General features: G+C 66.1%; 17 protein-coding genes. 6 read left to right on the top strand and 11 right to left on the bottom strand.

Annotation, left to right across the window (positions count from 1 at the left end; genetic code table 11):
* Positions 1–60: 60 nt before the first annotated feature.
* A complete protein-coding gene (locus tag ACTQ49_RS09655) occupies positions 61–1,560 on the bottom strand; it encodes a CoA-acylating methylmalonate-semialdehyde dehydrogenase (protein WP_441827628.1) in 1,500 nt (499 codons plus the stop codon).
* 312 nt (positions 1,561–1,872) lie between these two features.
* Here ACTQ49_RS09655 and ACTQ49_RS09650 point away from each other — a divergent pair, with 312 nt between their 5' ends.
* Positions 1,873–2,115 carry a hypothetical protein gene (locus ACTQ49_RS09650; RefSeq protein ID WP_420176505.1) on the top strand — a complete coding sequence of 81 codons (243 nt, stop codon included), beginning with the start codon at positions 1,873–1,875 and terminating at the stop codon, positions 2,113–2,115.
* Between the two features lie 289 nt (positions 2,116–2,404).
* Here the strand turns inward: ACTQ49_RS09650 and ACTQ49_RS09645 are convergent, their stop codons facing one another.
* The 8 genes from ACTQ49_RS09645 to ACTQ49_RS09610 all read right to left on the bottom strand — a co-directional run bounded on the left by ACTQ49_RS09645 (position 2,405) and on the right by ACTQ49_RS09610 (position 11,973).
* Positions 2,405–3,835 carry a sugar porter family MFS transporter gene (locus tag ACTQ49_RS09645; RefSeq protein WP_420176504.1) on the bottom strand — a complete coding sequence of 477 codons (1,431 nt, stop codon included), beginning with the start codon at positions 3,833–3,835 and terminating at the stop codon, positions 2,405–2,407.
* A gap of 191 nt (positions 3,836–4,026) precedes the next feature.
* Positions 4,027–5,157 carry a zinc-binding dehydrogenase gene (locus tag ACTQ49_RS09640; protein WP_441827627.1) on the bottom strand — a complete coding sequence of 377 codons (1,131 nt, stop codon included), beginning with the start codon at positions 5,155–5,157 and terminating at the stop codon, positions 4,027–4,029.
* Positions 5,158–5,280: 123 nt separating this feature from the next.
* The gene (locus ACTQ49_RS09635) at positions 5,281–6,147 is read right to left on the bottom strand and encodes a sugar phosphate isomerase/epimerase family protein (protein WP_420176502.1); all 867 of its coding nucleotides are present in this window, start codon (positions 6,145–6,147) and stop codon (positions 5,281–5,283) included.
* A gap of 71 nt (positions 6,148–6,218) precedes the next feature.
* Positions 6,219–7,229 (bottom strand): Gfo/Idh/MocA family protein, encoded by a 1,011-nt coding sequence (locus tag ACTQ49_RS09630; protein ID WP_441827626.1) that lies wholly within the window; start codon positions 7,227–7,229, stop codon positions 6,219–6,221.
* A gap of 37 nt (positions 7,230–7,266) precedes the next feature.
* Positions 7,267–8,211, bottom strand: a complete 945-nt coding sequence (locus ACTQ49_RS09625) for a TIM barrel protein (RefSeq protein ID WP_420176500.1) — start codon at positions 8,209–8,211, stop codon at positions 7,267–7,269.
* Positions 8,212–8,316: 105 nt separating this feature from the next.
* Positions 8,317–10,224, bottom strand: a complete 1,908-nt coding sequence (iolD, locus tag ACTQ49_RS09620; RefSeq protein ID WP_420176499.1) for a 3D-(3,5/4)-trihydroxycyclohexane-1,2-dione acylhydrolase (decyclizing) — start codon at positions 10,222–10,224, stop codon at positions 8,317–8,319.
* Positions 10,225–10,240: 16 nt separating this feature from the next.
* A complete protein-coding gene (iolB, locus tag ACTQ49_RS09615; RefSeq protein ID WP_441827625.1) occupies positions 10,241–11,110 on the bottom strand; it encodes a 5-deoxy-glucuronate isomerase in 870 nt (289 codons plus the stop codon).
* Positions 11,107–11,973 (bottom strand): Cgl0159 family (beta/alpha)8-fold protein, encoded by an 867-nt coding sequence (locus ACTQ49_RS09610; protein ID WP_441827631.1) that lies wholly within the window; start codon positions 11,971–11,973, stop codon positions 11,107–11,109. The genes iolB and ACTQ49_RS09610 overlap by 4 nt, the downstream gene beginning before the upstream one ends.
* A gap of 185 nt (positions 11,974–12,158) precedes the next feature.
* Between ACTQ49_RS09610 and ACTQ49_RS09605 the strand changes: the two genes are divergently transcribed.
* The 5 genes from ACTQ49_RS09605 to ACTQ49_RS09585 all read left to right on the top strand — a co-directional run bounded on the left by ACTQ49_RS09605 (position 12,159) and on the right by ACTQ49_RS09585 (position 17,321).
* Entirely contained in the window at positions 12,159–12,908 is a 750-nt protein-coding gene (locus ACTQ49_RS09605) for a GntR family transcriptional regulator (RefSeq protein ID WP_441827624.1), read from the top strand.
* A gap of 178 nt (positions 12,909–13,086) precedes the next feature.
* A complete protein-coding gene (locus ACTQ49_RS09600) occupies positions 13,087–14,163 on the top strand; it encodes a transaldolase family protein (RefSeq protein WP_441827623.1) in 1,077 nt (358 codons plus the stop codon).
* Between the two features lie 116 nt (positions 14,164–14,279).
* Entirely contained in the window at positions 14,280–15,272 is a 993-nt protein-coding gene (gene iolG, locus ACTQ49_RS09595) for an inositol 2-dehydrogenase (protein WP_441827622.1), read from the top strand.
* Between the two features lie 56 nt (positions 15,273–15,328).
* Positions 15,329–16,081 (top strand): sulfite exporter TauE/SafE family protein, encoded by a 753-nt coding sequence (locus tag ACTQ49_RS09590; protein WP_441827621.1) that lies wholly within the window; start codon positions 15,329–15,331, stop codon positions 16,079–16,081.
* Positions 16,082–16,121: 40 nt separating this feature from the next.
* A complete protein-coding gene (locus tag ACTQ49_RS09585) occupies positions 16,122–17,321 on the top strand; it encodes a Gfo/Idh/MocA family protein (RefSeq protein ID WP_441827620.1) in 1,200 nt (399 codons plus the stop codon).
* Positions 17,322–17,413: 92 nt separating this feature from the next.
* Here ACTQ49_RS09585 and ACTQ49_RS09580 read toward each other — a convergent pair whose 3' ends face one another.
* Positions 17,414–18,670, bottom strand: a complete 1,257-nt coding sequence (locus tag ACTQ49_RS09580; protein ID WP_441827619.1) for an MFS transporter — start codon at positions 18,668–18,670, stop codon at positions 17,414–17,416.
* Between the two features lie 60 nt (positions 18,671–18,730).
* Positions 18,731–18,955 carry a hypothetical protein gene (locus tag ACTQ49_RS09575; RefSeq protein WP_441827618.1) on the bottom strand — a complete coding sequence of 75 codons (225 nt, stop codon included), beginning with the start codon at positions 18,953–18,955 and terminating at the stop codon, positions 18,731–18,733.
* Positions 18,956–19,072: the final 117 nt, after the last annotated feature.

The raw sequence follows: 19,072 nt of genomic DNA, 5'->3' as shown, positions 1-19,072 counted from the left end.
GCCGCGACGGCCACATGTGCTCATGTGGCCGTCGCGGCCGGTCTCACTGCTGCGCCAGGCTCATTCCTCGCGCTTGAAGGACATCGAGGCGGCGTAGTTGCCGGACTCCGAGGGCCAGCGGCTGGTGATGGCCTTCATCCGGGTGTTGAAGAGCACGCCCTCGGGGCCGTGGATGTGCAGGTCACCCAGCAGCGAGTCCTTCCAACCACCGAAGGAGTAGAAGGCCACTGGAGTGGGGATCGGGACATTGACGCCCACCATGCCGGCCTGCACGTCCAGGGTGAAGCGACGAGCGACGCCACCATCATTGGTGAAGATGGCCGAGCCGTTGCCATAGGGCGAGGAGTTGACGATCTCGATGGCCTCCTCGTAGGTCTCGGCGTGGACGATGGCCAGGGCGGGGCCGAAGACCTCCTCATGGTAGAAGGGCGCCTCGACCGGGACGTCGTCGACGATGGTCGGGCCCAGCCAGAAGCCATCCTCGTAACCCTCGACGGTGTGGCCTCGGCCGTCGAGCACGATGGTCGCGCCACGCTTCTCGACGTCATCGATCAGGCCGACGATGCGCTCCTTGGCCTGCTTGCTGATGACCGGACCCATCTGGACGCCTTCGTCGAGCCCCATGCCCACCTTGATCTTCTCGGCGTGGGTCTTGACCAGTTCAGCGAGCTTCGGGCCGCAGCCACCCACGGCCACGACGACGGGCAGGGCCATGCAGCGCTCGCCTGCCGCGCCAAAGGCGGCGGCTGAGATGTGCTGGGCCGCGAAGTCAAGATCCGCATCCGGCATGACGATGGCGTGGTTGTTGGCCCCGCCGAGCGCCTGGACCCGCTTGCCAGTGGCAGTGGCCCGCTCCTGCACGATGCGCGCGACCGGCGTGGAGCCGACGAAGCTGATCCCGTCGATGCCTGGGTGCTCGAGGATGCCGGAGACCAGCTCGCGATCGCCGCCGAGCACGTTGAAGACGCCGTCGGGCAGGCCTGCTTCCTTGTACAGCTTGGCAATCAGCAACGAGGCGGTGGGCGTGGGGCTGGCGGACTTCAGGATGAAGGCATTGCCGGTGGCAATCGCGATGGGGTGCATCCACATCGGCACCATCACCGGGAAGTTGAAGGGGCAGATGCCGGCCACGACGCCGATCGGCTGACGGATGGAGTGGATGTCCACTCCGGAGGAGATGTCGAAGGAGTGCTCTCCCTTGAGGGCGGAGTTGATGCCGCAGGCGAAGTCCAGGGTCTCGCGACCGCGCTGGATCTCGCCGATCGCGTCGTTGTAGTCCTTGCCGTGCTCGGCGACGATGCTCTTGGCGATCTCGTCGGAGTGCTCCAGGACCAGCTCGCGCATCTTGAACATGATCGCAACGCGCTTGGCCAGGGAGAACTTTGCCCACTTCTTCTGGGCGGCAGTGGCCACCTCGACGGCATGGTCCAGGTCTTCCTGGCTGGCAGCCAGCAGTTCACCCTCCACCTTGCCGGTGGCAGGGTTCTCGACGGGAATTCGACGTGTTGGGGAGCCCTCGTACTCAGCTCCGGCAATCCAGTGGGCGATGGTCTGGGTCATGGGACCGCTTCCTTCCATGTACTGGCTCGGCATCTGCCTGGGCCTGCTCGCAGCGGTGCGAGCCCGGAATTGACACACGACTTCCACGTCGTGCCTTTGTCCTGACAATAACATGTAGTGACTTGAGCCACAATGCCCCGATGTCGAGTTGGAGGCGTCGAGTCGGGAGCCTTGCATCGCGGGCTGATTTGCGCCACGCCCCAGCGCGCCTTAGACTGACATTTGTCAGGACAAAGTCCGGACAACACCACGATGGCCGTGCGGTAGGGGCCATCGCTCCTTCTGCGGCCACGCCCAGACAAGGAGAATCACATGAGCACCGTCCTCACCGCCCCCACCACCCCGACCGCTGCCGCCGAGCACGAGGACCTCTCGGGCATCCGCGTCGAGATCCTCCAGCCGCTGCTGACCTGCGCGGCCCTGGCCATCCTGTGCGGCGCCATGGTCATCGCCTCCGTGCTGACCGGCTCCGAGATCGTGCTGGCGGCCGCTGCCCTCCCGCTGATCGGCGCGAGCTTCCTGGCCGTCTTCGCCTCCTTCCGCAGCTGTTTCTGAGCCGGGGCACCACCCCGCTGACCGCTGACCGCTGACCGACAAGAGGAACCAGTGGCCGTGGACGACTGAGGCCACACAGACCGCAATACGCCACCAACCCCGGCGACACCCCTGTAGCGAGCACCCGCCCCTTCAAGGGCGCGAGAGCCGCGCGAGGCCACCCGGACAAGACATCAAGCTCCACCACCCTCTTGGGTCACCTGCTGGACAGCGCAGGGGCTGGCATCCCGACGGGATGCCAGCCCCTTTTGCGTCCCCGATGCCGCAGACAGCGGCACGCGGGATGTCCTCAGATCTTGCCGCCGCTGGCGAAGTGCTCCTCCAGCTCCTCCAAGGAACGACCACTGGTGTTGGGCAGGAACTTGGCCAGGCCGACCACCACGAGAGCACCCAGCACGAAGAAGATGCCGAACATGCCCTGCAGTCCCGCCCGGGCCGTGACGACCGGGAAGGAGAAGGTGATGATGGCATTGACGACCCACATGAACAGGATTGCCACCCCCATCCCGAAGCCACGAACTCGCAGCGGGAACATCTCCGAGAGGGCGACCCACACAGGGGCGTTGAGGCAGCACTGCATGAAGAAGACGAAGGTCACGCACAGCAGCAAGACCAGGTAGGCACGCGCCGTGCTGGCCGGCATGAGGGTGGCGACGACGGTGATCAGGCCATGGATCAAGGTGGTCATGCAGAAGCCGAAGATGATCAGCTTGCGACGAGACACCTTGTCGATCACCACGAACAGACACAGGGCGGTGCCCACGACCGACAGCACGCCATTGGCGACATTCGCGATGATGGCGGCCTGTGACGAGAAGCCGGCCTCATGCAGCAGCTGGGTGCCGTAGTACATGATCGAGTTGATGCCGGTGATCTGCTGGGCAGCAGCCAGGAAGCAGCCGATGATGACCAGGCGACGGATCCACGGGATGCCCATGTCAGACCAGCCGCCGGAATTGGCCACCTTCTCCTCTTCGGCCAACCGCTCGACCTCGGCCATCTCTGCGCGTGCCCGGTCCTCGTTGCGCACCTGCATCAGGACGGCCAGCGCCTCGTCGCGGCGCCCGTGCTTGAGCAGCCAGCGAGGCGATTCAGGCATTTTCATCATGCCGAAGAAGAGGGCGACGGCAGGCAACATGCAGACGACGAGCATGTAGCGCCAGACGGATCCGTGGTGGCCCCAGATGCTGGCGATGATCGCGTTGATGGCGAAGGCGAGCATCTGGCCAACCACGATGGCCAACTCGTTGCGGCCGCTGAGCGCACCACGCCGTTCGGTGGGCGCCAACTCGGCAAGGTAGACGGGAACGGTGGCGGAGGCCGCACCAACTGCCAGACCCAGCACCACGCGAGAAACAAGCAGCAGTCCAAGCCCTGGGGCCACGACGCACCCAAGGGCACCGAAGAAGAACAACACCGCGATGGTGCTCATGGTCTTCTTGCGCCCCAGCTTCTCGTTCAGGATGCCCGAGACCAAGGCGCCGGCCGCCGCACCCAACAGCAGGGTCGAGGTGACCAGGCCTTCGCTGGTGGCGGTCAGCCCGAGGTCCTTCTTCATCGGCTCCAGGGCGCCATTGATGACACCGGTGTCGTAGCCGAACAGCAATCCGCCAAAGGTGGCGACGACGGCGATCGTGTCCAGCCGCCGCTGGTGCGGCCCCGCCTGCAACGGGGGCAGCTCGATCTTGGCAGCAGTAGCCGCCGGACTTGCGTGGGACATCCTTGTCTCCTTGTCCAGGGTCGCCGCCACGCAGGCGGCCGACAACCAAAGCTCTCTCTCAGAGCCCAGTTAACGCCCCGTTCATTGGAAGGTCAATAGTTTGTCCGAACATTCCGTCTTTTCTTCGGAGAATTGGCGTTCACGGGCATCACGGACGGGCGGAGCACACCGCCCAGCCCGTCCATGACAGATCACAGGGACATGTCGACCACGGCGCGACCCACGATCCCACCCTGCCGCAGCAGCTCGTACCCCTCACCAGCCTGTTCCAGCGGGAAGCGACGGGTCACCAGCTCCTTGTAGTTGATCTCGCCACGGGCCGCCATGTCGACCACGGCCGGCAGGTCCACGCGGGTACGCGCGCCATAGGAGCCCAGGATGGACTGGCTGCGCCGCACGGTGCGGTTGATCTCCACCTCGGCCGACTGCACACCGGCGCCGAGCCCGATCGGCACCATGCGGCCACCGTCACTGAGCACGTCGAGCGCGGTCTTCCAGGTGGGGCCGATGCCCAGCGCCTCGAAGGCGACGTCGACACCTCTGCCACCCGTCAGCTCGAGCACCTTCTCACGGGCATCGCTGGTCGCGGAGTTCACGACGGCCGTGGCGCCGAAAGCGGTGACGGGCGCCAGCTTCTCGTCGCTCACGTCGATGGCGATCACCTGCTTCGCCCCCATGGCGGAGGCGATCTGGCAGATATTGCTGCCCACGCCACCCACGGCCACCACCGCCACCGTCTCGCCGTGCTGCAAGCCAGCGCGGCGCACCGCGCCATAGGCTGTCAGTGCGGCACAGCCGAGGATCGCCGAGGGCACGGTGTCGATCTCGTCGGGGACCGGGGCGACGGAGGTCGCCGGGATCACTGCGTACTCGGCCAGACCGCCCATCGAATACATGTAGACGGCCTCACCCTCCGGTGTGGCCAGCCGTGTGGTCCCGTCGTAGAGCAGGCCCTTGAGTCGGTTCAGGTCGAGGAAGGGACCGCACAGCTCGTCATGGCCCTTGGCGCAGGCCTCGCAACGTCCGCAGGGCATCAGGAAGGCACCAGCCACACGCTGGCCCACGGCCAGGCTCGTGTGTTCGGTCCCCTCCCCCAGCTGCACGATGGTGCCAGCCACCTCGTGCCCGAGCACGGCGGGCATGGGGAAGGCGATCGCCCCTCCAATCACGTGCAGGTCCGAGTGGCACATGCCACAGGCATCGACCTGGATGAGCACCTCGTCGGCCTTGGGACGGGGTGTGCGCAGGCTCTCCACGGTCAACCCCTTGCCTGGCTCACGGAGCACGGCTGCGCGCATGGTTTCGGGAATCTGGACGGACATTGCAGGTCTCCAACCTCTTGATGGGGCACCCGGCGATTCCGGGCGCGCTCGAATGAACTGCGGGCCCCGTGGGACTGGTCGTCCCCCGGGGCCCGCGGTCAAGAGACGGGGGATCCAACCACCTCAGGCAACGAGCTCCTTGGTGATCCGCTCGAGCATGCGGCGATTCACCTCGTCGGCCTTCTCGTGCCACCCGAAGACACAGACCGAGATGACGCCGTCGAAGTCGATCTCACGCAGCGTGGCGAAGACCTCGTCCCAGGGCACCTCTCCCAGACCAATCTCGTTGTGCTGGTGGATGCGGGCATCGACCCCCGGAGGATTGATGATGTAGCGGTTGCCATCATTGGCGCGGTGATTGAAGGCGTCCGCCATGTGCACCTCGCGCAGCTTGGGCGCGCTGTCACGGATCATGCGTGCCACATCACCCTTGCCATCGGACAGGTGGAAGGCGTGCGGGCAGCAGAACTCATAACCGATCCACTCCTTGTTGACGCCCCGAATGAGGCGGTAGGCATCGTCGTGGAGCTCGACGAAGTCGTAGGGGTGGGCCTCCATGTTGAGGCGAATTCCGTACTTCTCGAAGTCCGGAACCAGTTCCTCCATGGAGCGGTACCACTGGGACTCACACTCACGCGGGGTGTTCGGATTGCCGGAGAACTCGCTGGTGATCTCGCGCACGTCCAACTGGTCGGCCAGCTCCAGCAGGCGTCGCCAGTTGCGAACCTGGGCCTGGCGCTCGGTCTCGTCGGTGGAGGCCCAGTTGAAGACGGGGTTCAGCGTGCGGATCTTGACGCCGGTCTCCTGCTGGGCCCGGTTGAGCTCGGTGACGAAGTCGTCATCGGCCTTCGGGTAGTGGTGCCAGAAGTGGAAGTCTGCCTGCGGCGAGAGTTCCACGTACTGGAAGCCGAGGTCGGCCGCCTTGCGCAGGGTGTCGGGCACCGACATGGTCATGTAGTACATGTTCGGGTCAAGGGCGATGTCGACCATGACACTTCCTTTCCTGGGGAAGGGCTGGTGGGTGGTGGCCCGACTAGGGCCGGCCACCACCCGGGGCTTGTTCAGGCGTAGAGCCCGGGCTTGTCGATCATTTCGACCTTGACCGGCTTGCCCTCAGGATCCTCGAGCGAGGCCACCGCGGCATCGACCACGACTGCCGCCGCATATCCGTCCCAGGAGTCGGCACCGGTGTGCTCGTCCTTGGCCACCGCACGGATCCACTCCTGCACCTCCTGGTTGAAGGCGGCGTGGAAGCGGTCGATGTGGGAGTTGCAGATCTTGTTGCGGTCGCCATGGCCGTCACGAACGTGGATCCGTTCCTGGTCACCCAGGCGAGCGGTGCCGGCCTCCATCACCAGCTCGCACTCGATCGAGTAGCCGAACTGGATGTTGACGTTCACCTCGTCGTCGATCAGGACGCCGGACTCGGTCTTCATCACCACGACGATCGGGTCGTTGAGGTGCTCGAAGCGCTTGGAGGTGAAGCGGGGACGGTCCACTCGCGCCTCGACGATCTCCTCCCCCAGCAGCCACCGCATGGTGTCGATCTCGTGGATTGCGGTGTCGTCGATGGCCATGCGCGAGACATAACCTTCGGGAACCGAGGGGTTGCGGTGACGGTTGTGCACCAGCGTTGCGTAACCCAGGTCCCCGGCTTCCAGCAGCTCCTTCATCTCGCGGTAGGCCTGGTCGAAACGACGCATGAAACCGACGGTGACCAGCTTCTTGCCGACCTTCTGCTCGGCGGCCATGATCTGCTCGCAACCGGCCGCGGTGGTGGCCAGCGGCTTCTCGCACAAGACGTACTTGCCGGCCTCGATCGCGGGGATCACCGACTCCTCGTGGACCTTGCCGAAGGTGGCCACCAGGACCGCGTCCACCTCCGGGTCTGCGATGAGCTCCTTGCCATCGGCATAGGCCTTAGCACCCAGCGGTTCGGCGACGGCCTTGGCCGCGTCCAGGTTGATGTCGGCGACGGCGACGATCTGCGCCCCGGCCAGTTCATTGGTGATGCGCTCGACGTGCGCGCGGCCCATGCCGCCGGCCCCGATGAGACCAATTCGGACAGTCATGTCATTCCAGCTTTCTGTGGTTCTTCGTAGAGGGAGCTCAGGCCAGCCCAAGACCCAGGGAGGCCAGGTACTTGCGCATGTTGATGGCATTGCCCTTGGGGAAGTCGGGAGCGCAGGGGTACATGTCCTGCTCGCAGATCACGTACAGCTCCTTGTCCAGGTCAGCGAGGGCCTCGATCAGGGTGTCCATCGGGGGCAGACCGGCCGGCGGGCACACCGAGGCGCCCTTGGCGACGGCCTCACCGAAGGGCCAGTCCTTCTCGTGGGCCTCCTTGACCAGGTCCTCGTCGAAGGCCTTGATGTGCACGTAGCCGATCCGCTCGGGGTACTTCTGGCACAGCTCGACGGGGTCGCCACCGCCGTAGACGATGTGGCCGGTGTCCAGGCAGAAGGAGACGTACTCCGGGTCGGTGGCCTGGAAGATTCGGTCGATCTCCTCAGGGGTCTCGATGTGCGAGTCGCCGTGGGGGTGCAGCACCATGGTCAGGCCGTAGTCCTGCTTCATGATGCGGCCGAGCTTGTTGGCATTGTCGACGTAGAGCTGCCAGGCCTCCGGCGACAGCACGCGGTCGTCGGTGAACTCCCAGGTCTTGTCGTCGCGGTACAGCGGAGGCAGGTGCACGATGTACTCGGCACCCACGGCGGCATGGGTCTCGGCGATGTCACGGAAGGTCTTCTCGGTCTCGGCCCAGGCCTCCTCCTTGTGCAGGATGCCCCAACCGGTGCCCGCGACGACGCGCATGCCGCGCTCGTCCACCCAGCGCTGCAGCTCCTTGGGATCCTTCGGGAAGTAGCCCCAGGGGCCGGTCTCGAGGATCTCAAAGCCGGCCTCGGCCATCTCGGTCATGGCGACGTCGGGGTCGATCTGCTTGGGATCGCTGGGGAACCAGACGCCCCACTGGTCCGGGCAGACGCCGATGGTCAGCTTGGAGTAGCGGGGATTGGTGGTGTTGACGGACTTGCCCTTGTTCTCGAACTGCATTGTTCGTTCCTCACTGGTAATGGCCACTTCCGCGTGGCCGGCGGGTGGTGCGATGAACTGCTCTGGGTGGGGTCGGCGGGCTGGCTGCCCGCCGTCCCCGTCGGATCACAGGTAGTGGCGCTGCGGCTTGCGGTCCTCCACGTAGTCCGCGTACGCCTTCTGGGTGCTCTCCAAGGTCGAGACGCCCGAAACCGGAACGTCCCACCAGCTCGAACCGGGCGGGTTGGGGCCCATCAGGTCCGTCTCGATGTGGATCATCGTGGGGCGGTCCGACTCGTGGGCCTTCTGGTAGGCGGCGCGGAACTCATCCATGCCGTTGACCTTGAGCACGTCGATTCCCCAGGAGGCGGCATTGGCGGCAATGTCGACGCCCTTGATGAGCTCCTCGTCGGCCAGGTGGCTGCCCTTGCCACGCTGGCGGTACTTGGTGCCGAAGCGCTGCGAACCTCTGGACTCGGACAGCGCGCCGATGGAGGCGAAGCCGTGGTTCTGCAGCAGGACGTAGATGACCTTGATGTTCTCCTGCACGACGGTGGCCAGCTCCATCGGGAGCATCTGGTAGGTGCCGTCGCCGACGATCGCGACGACCTCGGACTCGGGTCGGGCCAGCTTCACTCCCAGCGCCGCCGGAACCTCGTAACCCATGCAGCTGAAGGCATACTCCACGTGGTACTGCACCGGGGTCTTCGCCTGCCACAGGGCCTGCAGGTCACCGGGCATCGAGCCTGCCGCGTTGATCACGACGTCCTCGTCGCCCATCAGCTCGTTGAGCGCGCCGAAGACTTCGGTCTGGGCGGGCAGCGGACCGTGGTCACGGTGGTAGCAGAGCTGAACCTGCTCCTCCCAAGCCTTCTTCTCGGTGGCGATCCGCTGGCTGTAGGCCTCGTCGACGTGGTAGCCGTCGAGCAGCTCGGTGAGCGCCACCAGGGCCTCACGGGCATCGGCCACCACCATCTCGGCCGACTGCTTGGCTGCGTCGAAGCTGGCCACGTTGATGTTCACGAACTTGACGTCGGGGTTCTTGAACTGGGTCTTCGACGCGGTGGTGAAGTCCGAGTAGCGGGTGCCGATGCCGATGACCAGGTCCGCCTCATCGGCGATGTGGTTGCCGGAGTCACCGCCGGTGGAACCGACGCCGCCGATGGAGCACTCGTGGTCGAAGTTGATGGCCCCCTTGCCGGCCTGGGTGTCGGCAACCGGGATGCCTGTCCTCGTGGCGAACTCCCGCAGCTGCTCGGTTGCCTCGGAGTAGATCACTCCACCGCCGGCGATGACCATGGGCCGCTTGGCTGCCTTGATCATCTCCGCCGCACGAGCCAGGGCGGCGGGCTCTGCCGGGGGACGACGCACGTGCCACACGCGCTTGTCGAAGAGCTCCACGGGCCAGGTCCACTTCTCGGCCTGGACGTCCTGCGGCATCGCGATTGTCACCGCACCTGTCTCTGCCGGGTCGGTCAGCACACGCATCGCGTTGAGCAAGGACGGGATCAGCTGTTCGGGACGGTTGATCCGGTCGAAGAAGCGGGAGACCGGCACGAAGCAGTCATTGACGGAGATGTTGAGGTTGGTAGGGTCCTCCAGCTGCTGCAGCACCGGATCCGGGATGCGCGTCGCGAACTGGTCCGAGGGGAAGAGCAGCACCGGAACCCGGTTGGTGGTGGCGAGGGCGGCGCCGGTGACCATGTTGAGCGAGCCGGGCCCGATGGACGCGGTGCACATGTAGGTCTGCATCCGGTTGGTGGTCTTGGCAAAGGCGGCAGCCGCGTGCACCTGTCCCTGCTCGTTGCGAGGCATGATGTAGGGCATCTCGTTCTCGCCCTCGGCAGGGTTGATCTCGTTCTGCAGCAGTGCCTGGCCGATGCCGGCGACGTTTCCGTGGCCGAAGATGCCGAAGGCGCCGGGGATGAGGCGCCGTTCGATGCCATCGCGCTCGGAGTACTGGTTGGACAGGAAGCGAATGGTCGCCTGGGCCACCGTCAGGTCGACGGTGCCACGGTAAGCGTCGTTGCTCACGGTTTCTCCTAGGGGGTCAGTTCGTGAAGGGGAGGCGGGGATCGATCTCCTGCTCGTCCCACGTGCTGCGGATCCAGTGGTGCTGGGGGTCGTCGATCGCGAGCCAGACCTGGTCCTCGGCGGGGCCGGCCATCACGTTGAGGTAGTAGAGGTCGTACCCGGGGGCCGCGACGCAAGGGCCATGCCAGCCGTGGGGAACCAGCGCGATGTCACGGTCGTGCACCTCCGCCAACAGGTCGATGGGGCGCTCCGCAGTGCCGTAGGTGCGGTGCAGGGCGAAGCCCGGGCCGTCGGGACCCGCGGTCACCTCGAAGTAGTAGACCTCCTCCAGCTCGCGCTCGACCTCGCTGAACTCCTCGTGCTTGTGGGCGGGGTAGCTCGACCAGTTGCCGCCGGGGGTGAGCACCTCGCAGACCAGCAGGTGACTGGTGGGGACCCCGTTGTTGAGGGCGTAGTTGTTGACCTGACGCGAGCAGTCGCCGGCGCCACGCAGGTCCGTGCGAACCTGGTCCTTGCCGTAGTGGGCGACGGGGAGGTCCTGGGTGGCACGCGCCGTGGGGATGGCGAAGCGGCCACCCTGTTCGGAGGTGACCACCAGGCTCTTGTTACGTGGCACGTAGACATAGTCGGAGACGCCCTTGAAGACGCTCTCGCGCCCGGCCAGCTCGAAGCTCTGCCCGTCGACCTCGACGGTGCAGCCACCCTCCAAGGGGAGGACCAGCACCTCGTCGCCCTCGGTCTGCAGCTCCTGGCTGCCACCGGCGTCGAGCTTGAGGATCTTGATGCCGGACCAGGCCCAACCGGCCCGTTCCGGGGTCACGTCGGCCTCGAACTGGTCGTGACCGCTCTCTCCTGCGGGGATGTAGATGTCGGGATTGGTGTTCACAGCAGACCTACCGCCTCGTCAACGGCCGCCGCCACGTCTCCGGACGACGGGAACAACAGGGACCTTCCAATGACCAGACCACGCACCGTGGGGATGGCCAAGGCCTTCTGCCACAGTGCGAGACTCTCGTCATTGTCCTTCTTGACCTCGCCGCCCAGGATCAGGGCCGGCAGGGTCGTCGCCGCCATCACGCGTTCCATGTCGGTGACGGCGGGAAGCTTGAGCCAGGTGCGGGCCGAGGTGTGCCCCAGCCCCGACGCGATGGCGATGGACCGCATCACCGCATAGGGCGTGAGGTCGTTGCTGATGTGCCCGGCCATCCAGGATGAGATGAAGGGTTCCACCATGGCCATCAAGTCGAGCTCGGCCAGTTCGTCGACGGCCCGGGCACAGGACTCCATGGTCTGGACACTGGCCGGATCTGCATAGTTGATCCGCATCAGCATCTTGCCGCCGTCCAGGCCGGCTGCCTTGACGCCGCGAGCGTCGTAGCCGGTGAAGCGATCGTCCATCTCGAACTTGGCGCCCATCAGGCCACCGCGGTTCATGGAACCGTAGACCAGCTTGCCGTCGAGTGCGCCCAACAGGGCCAGATCCTCCACCAGGTCGGCGGTTCCCAGGAAGCCGTGAACGCCGGGGCGCCCGAGGGCCTCCATGCAGCGCCCCAGCAGTTCCTCGCGGTCCGCCATGGCCGTCTCGTCCTGGCCAGCCACGAGCGCACCTCGCGCGGGGTGGTCACAGGCAATGATCATGAGCTTGCCGCCGTCGGCCGGCATGGCGCCGCGAGGGCGCTCCGCAAGCACCCGGGCAATCCGGTTGGGCTCCTGGGCGCGGATCTCGACGATCCGTTCGACCAATGACATCGCTCGTCCCTTCAGCACGCCCGGCTCTCCTGTGAACCGGTTGCTTCAAGCCTGCCTCGCTCCCTAGTGCAGTGTCAATAGATTGTCCTGACAAATTATCGTTGTGTCTTACGGCACGAAATGTCACAAGAGCCGCACATGGAAGGTACGGTGTGGCCAAAAGTTCACCACGGAAGGACCCCCCCATGAGCGGCGACGTCTACGCACCGGAGATCAACCTCGACCGGAACAGCCCCATCCCGCTCTACTTCCAGATCGCCGAACCGATCGCAGCCGCCATCAACTCCCACGAGCTGCCGAGCGGCACGCGCATCGAGGACGAATTGTCCATGGCAAAGCGCCTGAAGGTCTCCCGCCCGACGGCCCGCCAAGCCCTGCAGCGCCTGGTCGACCAAGGACTCGTCGTCCGCCAGCGCGGCGTCGGAACGCGCGTCGCCCCGGCACTGATCCATCGACCCATGGAGCTCACCAGCCTGCACAGCGACCTCACGCGCGGTGGACACCAGGCCACCACACAGCTCCTGGACTACGTCGAACGCGAGGCCACCGACGAGGAGGTCGAGACCATGGGCCTTGCGGCCGCCGGAATTCCGATCACGGAGATCCGCCGCCTGAGGCTCGCCGACGAGCACCCCATCGCGGTCATGCGCAACCTGATTCCCCGCGAGCTCGCACCCTCCGCGGAGGAGCTGGAAACCGGCGGACTGTACGAGGCGCTGCGCAACCGGCACGTGCAGCTCTTCTCCGCTCGCCAGTCCATCGGCGCGCGCAACGCGAGTCTCGAGGAAGCACGATTGCTCGAGGTGAAGCGCGGAGCCGCGCTGCTCACCATGCGCCGTGCCACCACCAACGAGGCGGGCCAGATCGTGGAATTCGGCGACCACGTCTACCGAGCCGACCGCTACACCTTCGACTCGACCGTCTTCACCTCCTGAGAGCCCTCGACTCGAAGTGGGGCCAACGGGAACCACGAGACAAAAATCAGATTGTCAGGACAATCTATTGACTTAAGGCCTGAACTGGTCGTTGAATGGTGGTGACCCGGTCACACGACGCGCCACCGACGACGCGGAACCCGGCAGTGACCGCCCCGATCCATCAGGAGGACACCTCATGGCCATCGAATTCACCCCCGGACCGCTGCTCGAGGCGACCCGTCAGTTCCCCACCGCTCTCTGGAATGACTCGGCGGACCCCGACGAGCTCCGCCAGTCGATCGCCTTCGGCGCGGTCGGCGCCACCTGCAATCCGTCGATTGCCTATACCTGCATCAACATGAAGAAGGACAAGTGGCTGCCCCGGATCAAGGAGCTCGCCGCCGAGATGCCCGAGGCCAGTGAGTCCGAGATCGGTTGGACCGTCGTGCGCGAGATGTCCGTCGAGGCAGCCAAGATGCTCGAGCCCATCTTCGAGGAGTACAAGGGCATCAATGGCCGCCTGTCGATGCAGACCGATCCCCGTCTGGCCCGCAGCTGGAAGGCCTTGGCCGACCAGGCCGAGGAGTTCAGCAACCTGGCGCCGAACATCATCGTGAAGATCCCCGCCACCAGCGTGGGAGTCAAGGCCATCGAGGAGGCCACCTACCGGGGCGTCTCGGTCAACGTGACGGTCAGCTTCTCCGTTCCCCAGTGCGTCGCCACCGGTGAGGCCATCGAGCGCGGCCTCAAGCGCCGCGAGGCCGAGGGCAAGGACGTCTCCACCATGGGGCCGGTCGTCACCTTGATGGGTGGACGACTCGATGACTGGCTGAAGATCGTTGCCGAGCGCGAGCAGCTCTTCATCGATCCGGGTGTCTTCGAATGGGCAGGCGTGGCCTGCATCAAGCGCGCCTACCAGGAGTTCCAGAAGCGAGGCCTGCGCGCCCGCGTCCTGGTGGCGGCCTTCCGCAATGTCCTGCAGTGGTCCGAACTGCAGGGCGGCGATCTGGTGGTCTCCCCGCCCTTCAAGTGGCAGAAGCGGATCAACGCCTCTGACTACAAGCCGGTCAACAGGATCGACGAGCCCGTCGACGAGCGCATCATGGCCGAGTTGCTGAAGATGCCCGAATTCGTGCGCGCCTACGAGCCCGATGGCATGACTCCGGAGGAGTTCGACAGCTTTGGTGCCACCGTCCGCACCCTGCGTGGCTTCTTGGAGGCCGACAATGACCTCGACGTCCTGGTGCGCAATGTGATCATGCCTGCCCCGTGACGGGCTGCTGACCACACGACCCCCCCACCCGGCGAGGGGCGCTGACCGTGAACGGTGGCGCCCCTCCAGCCCTTTTCAGAACCAGTCAGAGAAGACCCAGCAGAAGGAAGTACGCAATGTTGCGCATCGCCGTCATCGGAGCCGGACGAATCGGTCACGTTCACGCCCGTTCCGTCGCCAACCATCCCCAGGCCCAGCTCGTGCTGGTCTGCGACCCGATCGGCGACGCCGCCGAGAAGCTCGCCACCCAGTACGGGGCGCGCTCCTGCAAGGAGGCCGACGAGGTCTTCACCGATCCCGAGGTGGACGCCGTCATCATCGGCTCCCCCACCCACCTCCACCTGCCCCAGTTGATCGCCGCCGCCAAGGCCGGCAAGGCCGTGCTCTGTGAGAAGCCCGTCGCCCAAGAGGTCTCTCAGGTCGAGGCCGTGCAGGCCGACCTGGACCAGATCACGACCCCGGTGATGTTCGGCTTCAACCGACGCTTCGACCCTTCCTTCGCCGCAGTGAAGAAAGGCGTCGACGAGGGTGCGATCGGAGACCTGGAGCAGCTCACCATCATCAGTCGTGATCCCTCCGCCCCACCGGCCAGCTACATCAAGGTCTCGGGAGGCATCTTCCGCGACATGACCATCCACGACTTCGACATGGCCCGCAACTTCCTGGGGGACATCGTCGAGGTGAATGCCTCCGGCCAGAACTTCGTGCCCGAGATCAAGGCCGAGGGGGACTTCGATGCCGCCGTCGTCGTGCTCACCGCCGCCGACGGCAAGGTGGCCACCATCATCAACAACCGTCGCTGCGCCTCCGGTTATGACCAGCGCTTGGAAGCCGCAGGATCCAAGGGTGCGCTCTTCGCCGAGAACGTCCGCCCGAGCACCGTGCGCCTCAACAATGCCGAGGTGACCAATGCCGAGGCCCCCTACCTGGACTTCTTCCTTGAACGCTACGAGGCCGCCTACACCCATGAGCTGGGCGCCTTCATCGAGGCCGTCACCACGGGGAGCGACCCGCGACCGAACCTCCAAGACGCTGTCGAGGCCCTGCGCATCGCAGATGCGGCAACCACGTCCGCCCATGAGGGACACCCGGTCCGGCTCGACGCCTGACCCCACCGGCCGGGGCCACCACCAGCGGCCCGGCCCACACAAGCTGCGAGGACGCCATGACCTTCACCACCGCCACCTGGGTGATGCTGGTGCTGGTGGCCGCGCTCGTCGGTCTCGCCAAGACGGCACTGCCCGGGCTGGCTGTGCTGGCAGCAGCGCTGCTGGCCAGCATCCTGCCAGCCAAGGAGTCGACGGGGACACTGCTCCTGCTGCTCCTGGTGGGCGATGTGATGGCCATCGGCCTGTACCGCCGCGATGCGGACTTCGGCACCCTGCGACGGCTGGTTCCCACAGTCCTGGTCGGGGTGGCGTTGGGTGGCGTCTACCTGCAGCTGGCCTCGGACCTGGCCACCAAGCGACTGATCGGGATCGTCCTGCTCACGATGATCGGCCTCACCCTGGTGGGCATGGCCTGTCGGCGTGGTGCGGTGCGAGCGACAGTGGACGAGAGCAAGACCTCCCCGGTCAAGCGTGGCCTCTACGGCAGCCTGGCCGGCTTCACGACCATGGTGGCCAATGCCGGCGGTCCCGTCACCAGCATGTACTTCATGCAGGCGGGCTTCGAAGTGGCCCGCTTCTTGGGCACCACCGCCTGGTTCTTCTTCCTCGTCAACGTCGTGAAGCTGCCGGTCTCCATCGGGGTCGGCATCATCACTCCCGACACAGTCCGCACCGACCTGTTGCTCGCCCCGGTGGTGGTGGCCAGTTGCCTGGTCGGGTTCCGGCTGGCGCGCAGCATCCCCAAGAAGGTCTTCGACCCCATCGTCTGGATCCTCACCGTGATCAGCTCCTGCTGGTTGCTCGTCTGACGCACTGTCGCGTCAATCTACCCCAATGAAAGGAAGTCCCATGACCCGCGAACTCGGAATCGGCGTCGTCTCCCTCGGCTGGATGGGGCGGCTGCACGCCGCTGCCTACGCTGCCCTGCCCATGCGCTACCCAGAGCTTGGGGTGAGGCCCCGGCTGGTGGTGTGCGCAGACCCGGTGGAGTCGAATCAGCAGGCCGCCGTGGAGCAGTACGGCTTCGAACGGGCCGTGGCCGACTACCACGAGGTGATCGACGACCCGGCAGTGGAGGCCGTTTCCATCTGCGCGCCAAACTTCCTACACCACGAGATCGCCATGGCCGCCATCAAGACTGGAAAGCCCTTCTGGATCGAAAAGCCAATGGGCGTCAGCGCGCAGCAGTCACGCGAGATCGCCGAGGGCGCCCAGCAGGCGGGCCTGGTCACCGCCGTCGGCTTCAACTACCGTCACGAGCCCGCGGTGGAGCGCATGCGCGAACTGGTGCGCACCGGACGACTGGGCCGGGTGACCAATGTGCGCGTGTGGCTGATCGCAGACTACGCGTCTGCCCCCGACGGCCCGCTCACCTGGCGCTACAGCCGCGAGAAGGCGGGTGCGGGTGTGGTTGGTGACCTGATGTCGCACGGCGTGGACCTGGCCCAGTGGGTCACCGGACAGCGAGTCACCTCCGTCTCCGGCCTGACCGACACCTTCATCACCGAGCGGCCCATCCCGCTGACCACCGGTGTGGGCCACGCCAAGGTGGAGCTGTCCGACGAGAGCGGCCCCGTCGAGAATGAGGACTACGTCGCGGTCCTGGCCACCTTCGAGAACGGAATCGTCGGCACCTTCGAGTCCAGCCGTGTGGCCGTGGGCCCCCGCGCCGAGTACGTTGTCGAGATCTATGGCACCGAGGGATCTGCTCGCTGGAGCTTCACGCACCCGCAGGACCTGCAACTGCTCATCCGGGGCGAGGGTCCGGCGACGGGTTACACCACCGCAATGACCGGGATGGAGGATGGTGACTTCGCCCGCTTCCAGCCCGGCCCCGGCCAGACGATGAGCTTCGACGACCTGAAGGTGATCGAGGCCTCCCAGTTCATCGAGTCGGTGCTTTCCGGCCAGCAACACGCCCCGAGTGCTGGCGACGCCTGGCTGGCGGCCGCCGCCGACGAGGCGATCGTGGAATCCGCCACCGCGAAGCGCTGGATTGACGTACCCACGGTGGCCGTCCCCACCACCTTCGCCTTCCCGAAGGGCTGATCCCCCGGACCGTTGGTTCTTACCTGACCGTGTGTCCTCGACGTCGCGATCCCCCGGGTCGCGACGTCGAGCATTGCGGGGACTCGTGGAGTTCAGTCGCGCACTCGCCCGATCCCCTTCGGAAGGCCGATCCGAGTGGCGAAGACCATGGTCCAGACGGCACCGGCCACGGCAATGCCACCGATTGCGACGACGGCGGCCTGCACACTTGCCGTCGCCACCAAGGCCGAGATGAGCAAGGGGCCGCCCAGGATCCCGACATTGCTGAACAGGGCCCAGATGCCCAAGAAGCGACCTCGGCCCTCGGTGGGGCTGAGATCGGCGCCCACCGTCATGAAGACCCCGGCCCCCAGGCCGTTCCCGATGGCCATCACGACCACGGCGGTCACCATGCCGGGCGTGCCCGCCCAGTGGGTGAAGGGCACCAACAGCAGGAAGCCCGTGCCGTAGACAGCCAGGCAGACCACGAGGATGACGGAGCGTCCCAGTCGGTCCTTCAGGTACCCGCCGGGGAACATCATGACGATCTCGATGGCAGCACCGACGGCGATCACGAGCGAGATGGCCGATTCGCTCAGGCCGATGTGCACACCCCACAGCTGCACCACGACGGGCTGTGCGACGCGGGCCACGGCCAGCGCGATCATCGCGATACCCGCCAGGAAGACCGCGCCCCAGCGCACACCGGGCATCGCGTCGCGGCCCTTGCGGGAGGGATCGAGCTGGGCACTGCCAAGGGCTGCGGGGCTGTCGGCCGGAAGGTCGAGGAGTTCCCCGCGCGTCGGATTGAACAGGATCATGGTGGCCACGACCGCGCACAGGATGCTCAGGACGTAGACGCTCCACAACGGCAGCGCCAGCAGCAGCAGGCCGCCCACCAGGGGGCCGACGAGGTTGCCGACGCGCATGGTGCCACCCAGCGCGGTCATGGCCCGCCCCACCTCGTGCGGGGCGACGTGTTCGGCGGTATATGCCTGCCGGGCCAGGCTGAAGATGTTCATGGCGGGAGCGCGAAGGAAGGCAGCGGCCATGAAGAGCGTCAACGCCCCTTCCCGCGCCCACAGGAGTGCTCCGATGGTAACGGCGGTGCAGACCGCGACGATGGTGGTGGCCAGCAGCATTGCGCGCTGGTCGCCGAAGCGGTCGATGAGGCGGCCCGCAGGCATGGTGGTGGCCAGCCCGATCCCGCCGACGATGGCGACGATCAAGGCGGCGAGCGATCCCGAGGCGCCCAACTGCATGGCGGCCAGCACCTGCACGGGGATGATCGCACCGTTGCCGATGCCCAGCAACATGGAGGGCGCAAGGATCGGCCAGAACAGTCGTCGGTACAGGTCGGGGGCGCGCACGGGCCCACTCTGCCACGGCCTTGCCGATGGGATGAGGTGGTAGCGGACCAGCCGCCCTGCTCAGCGGGTGCGCTTCGGGTCCTGGGTCACCGGGGACTGGGTCACCTGCACGGTGGATGCCGGCACGGTGGACGCCTGCACCACATAGGTCTGGCGAACGCCCGCGGCCTGTGCGTCCTGGGCGCTGAGGGTGCCCACCCCGCCCAGGGCGATGGCCCCAGCAGCGGCGAGACCGGCGATGGTGCGGCGGAACTTGGAGGGCTGGTTGCTGTTGTGGTTGCTCATGACTCCATCAGACAGGGCCTTCCTACGTGCTTCATGTGTGCTTCCTATGCGCTTCCTGTGAGCCCCACGGCATACTGCTCGCCCCTCCCCACGGCCTGGGAAGGGGCGAGGAGCAGG

The organism is Luteococcus sp. Sow4_B9, from assembly GCF_052116585.1.
In the GTDB taxonomy this organism is placed as follows: Bacteria; Actinomycetota; Actinomycetes; order Propionibacteriales; family Propionibacteriaceae; genus Luteococcus.
The sequence above is the reverse complement of the archived record's forward strand: the minus strand, read 5'-3'. Positions and strand labels throughout refer to the sequence as shown.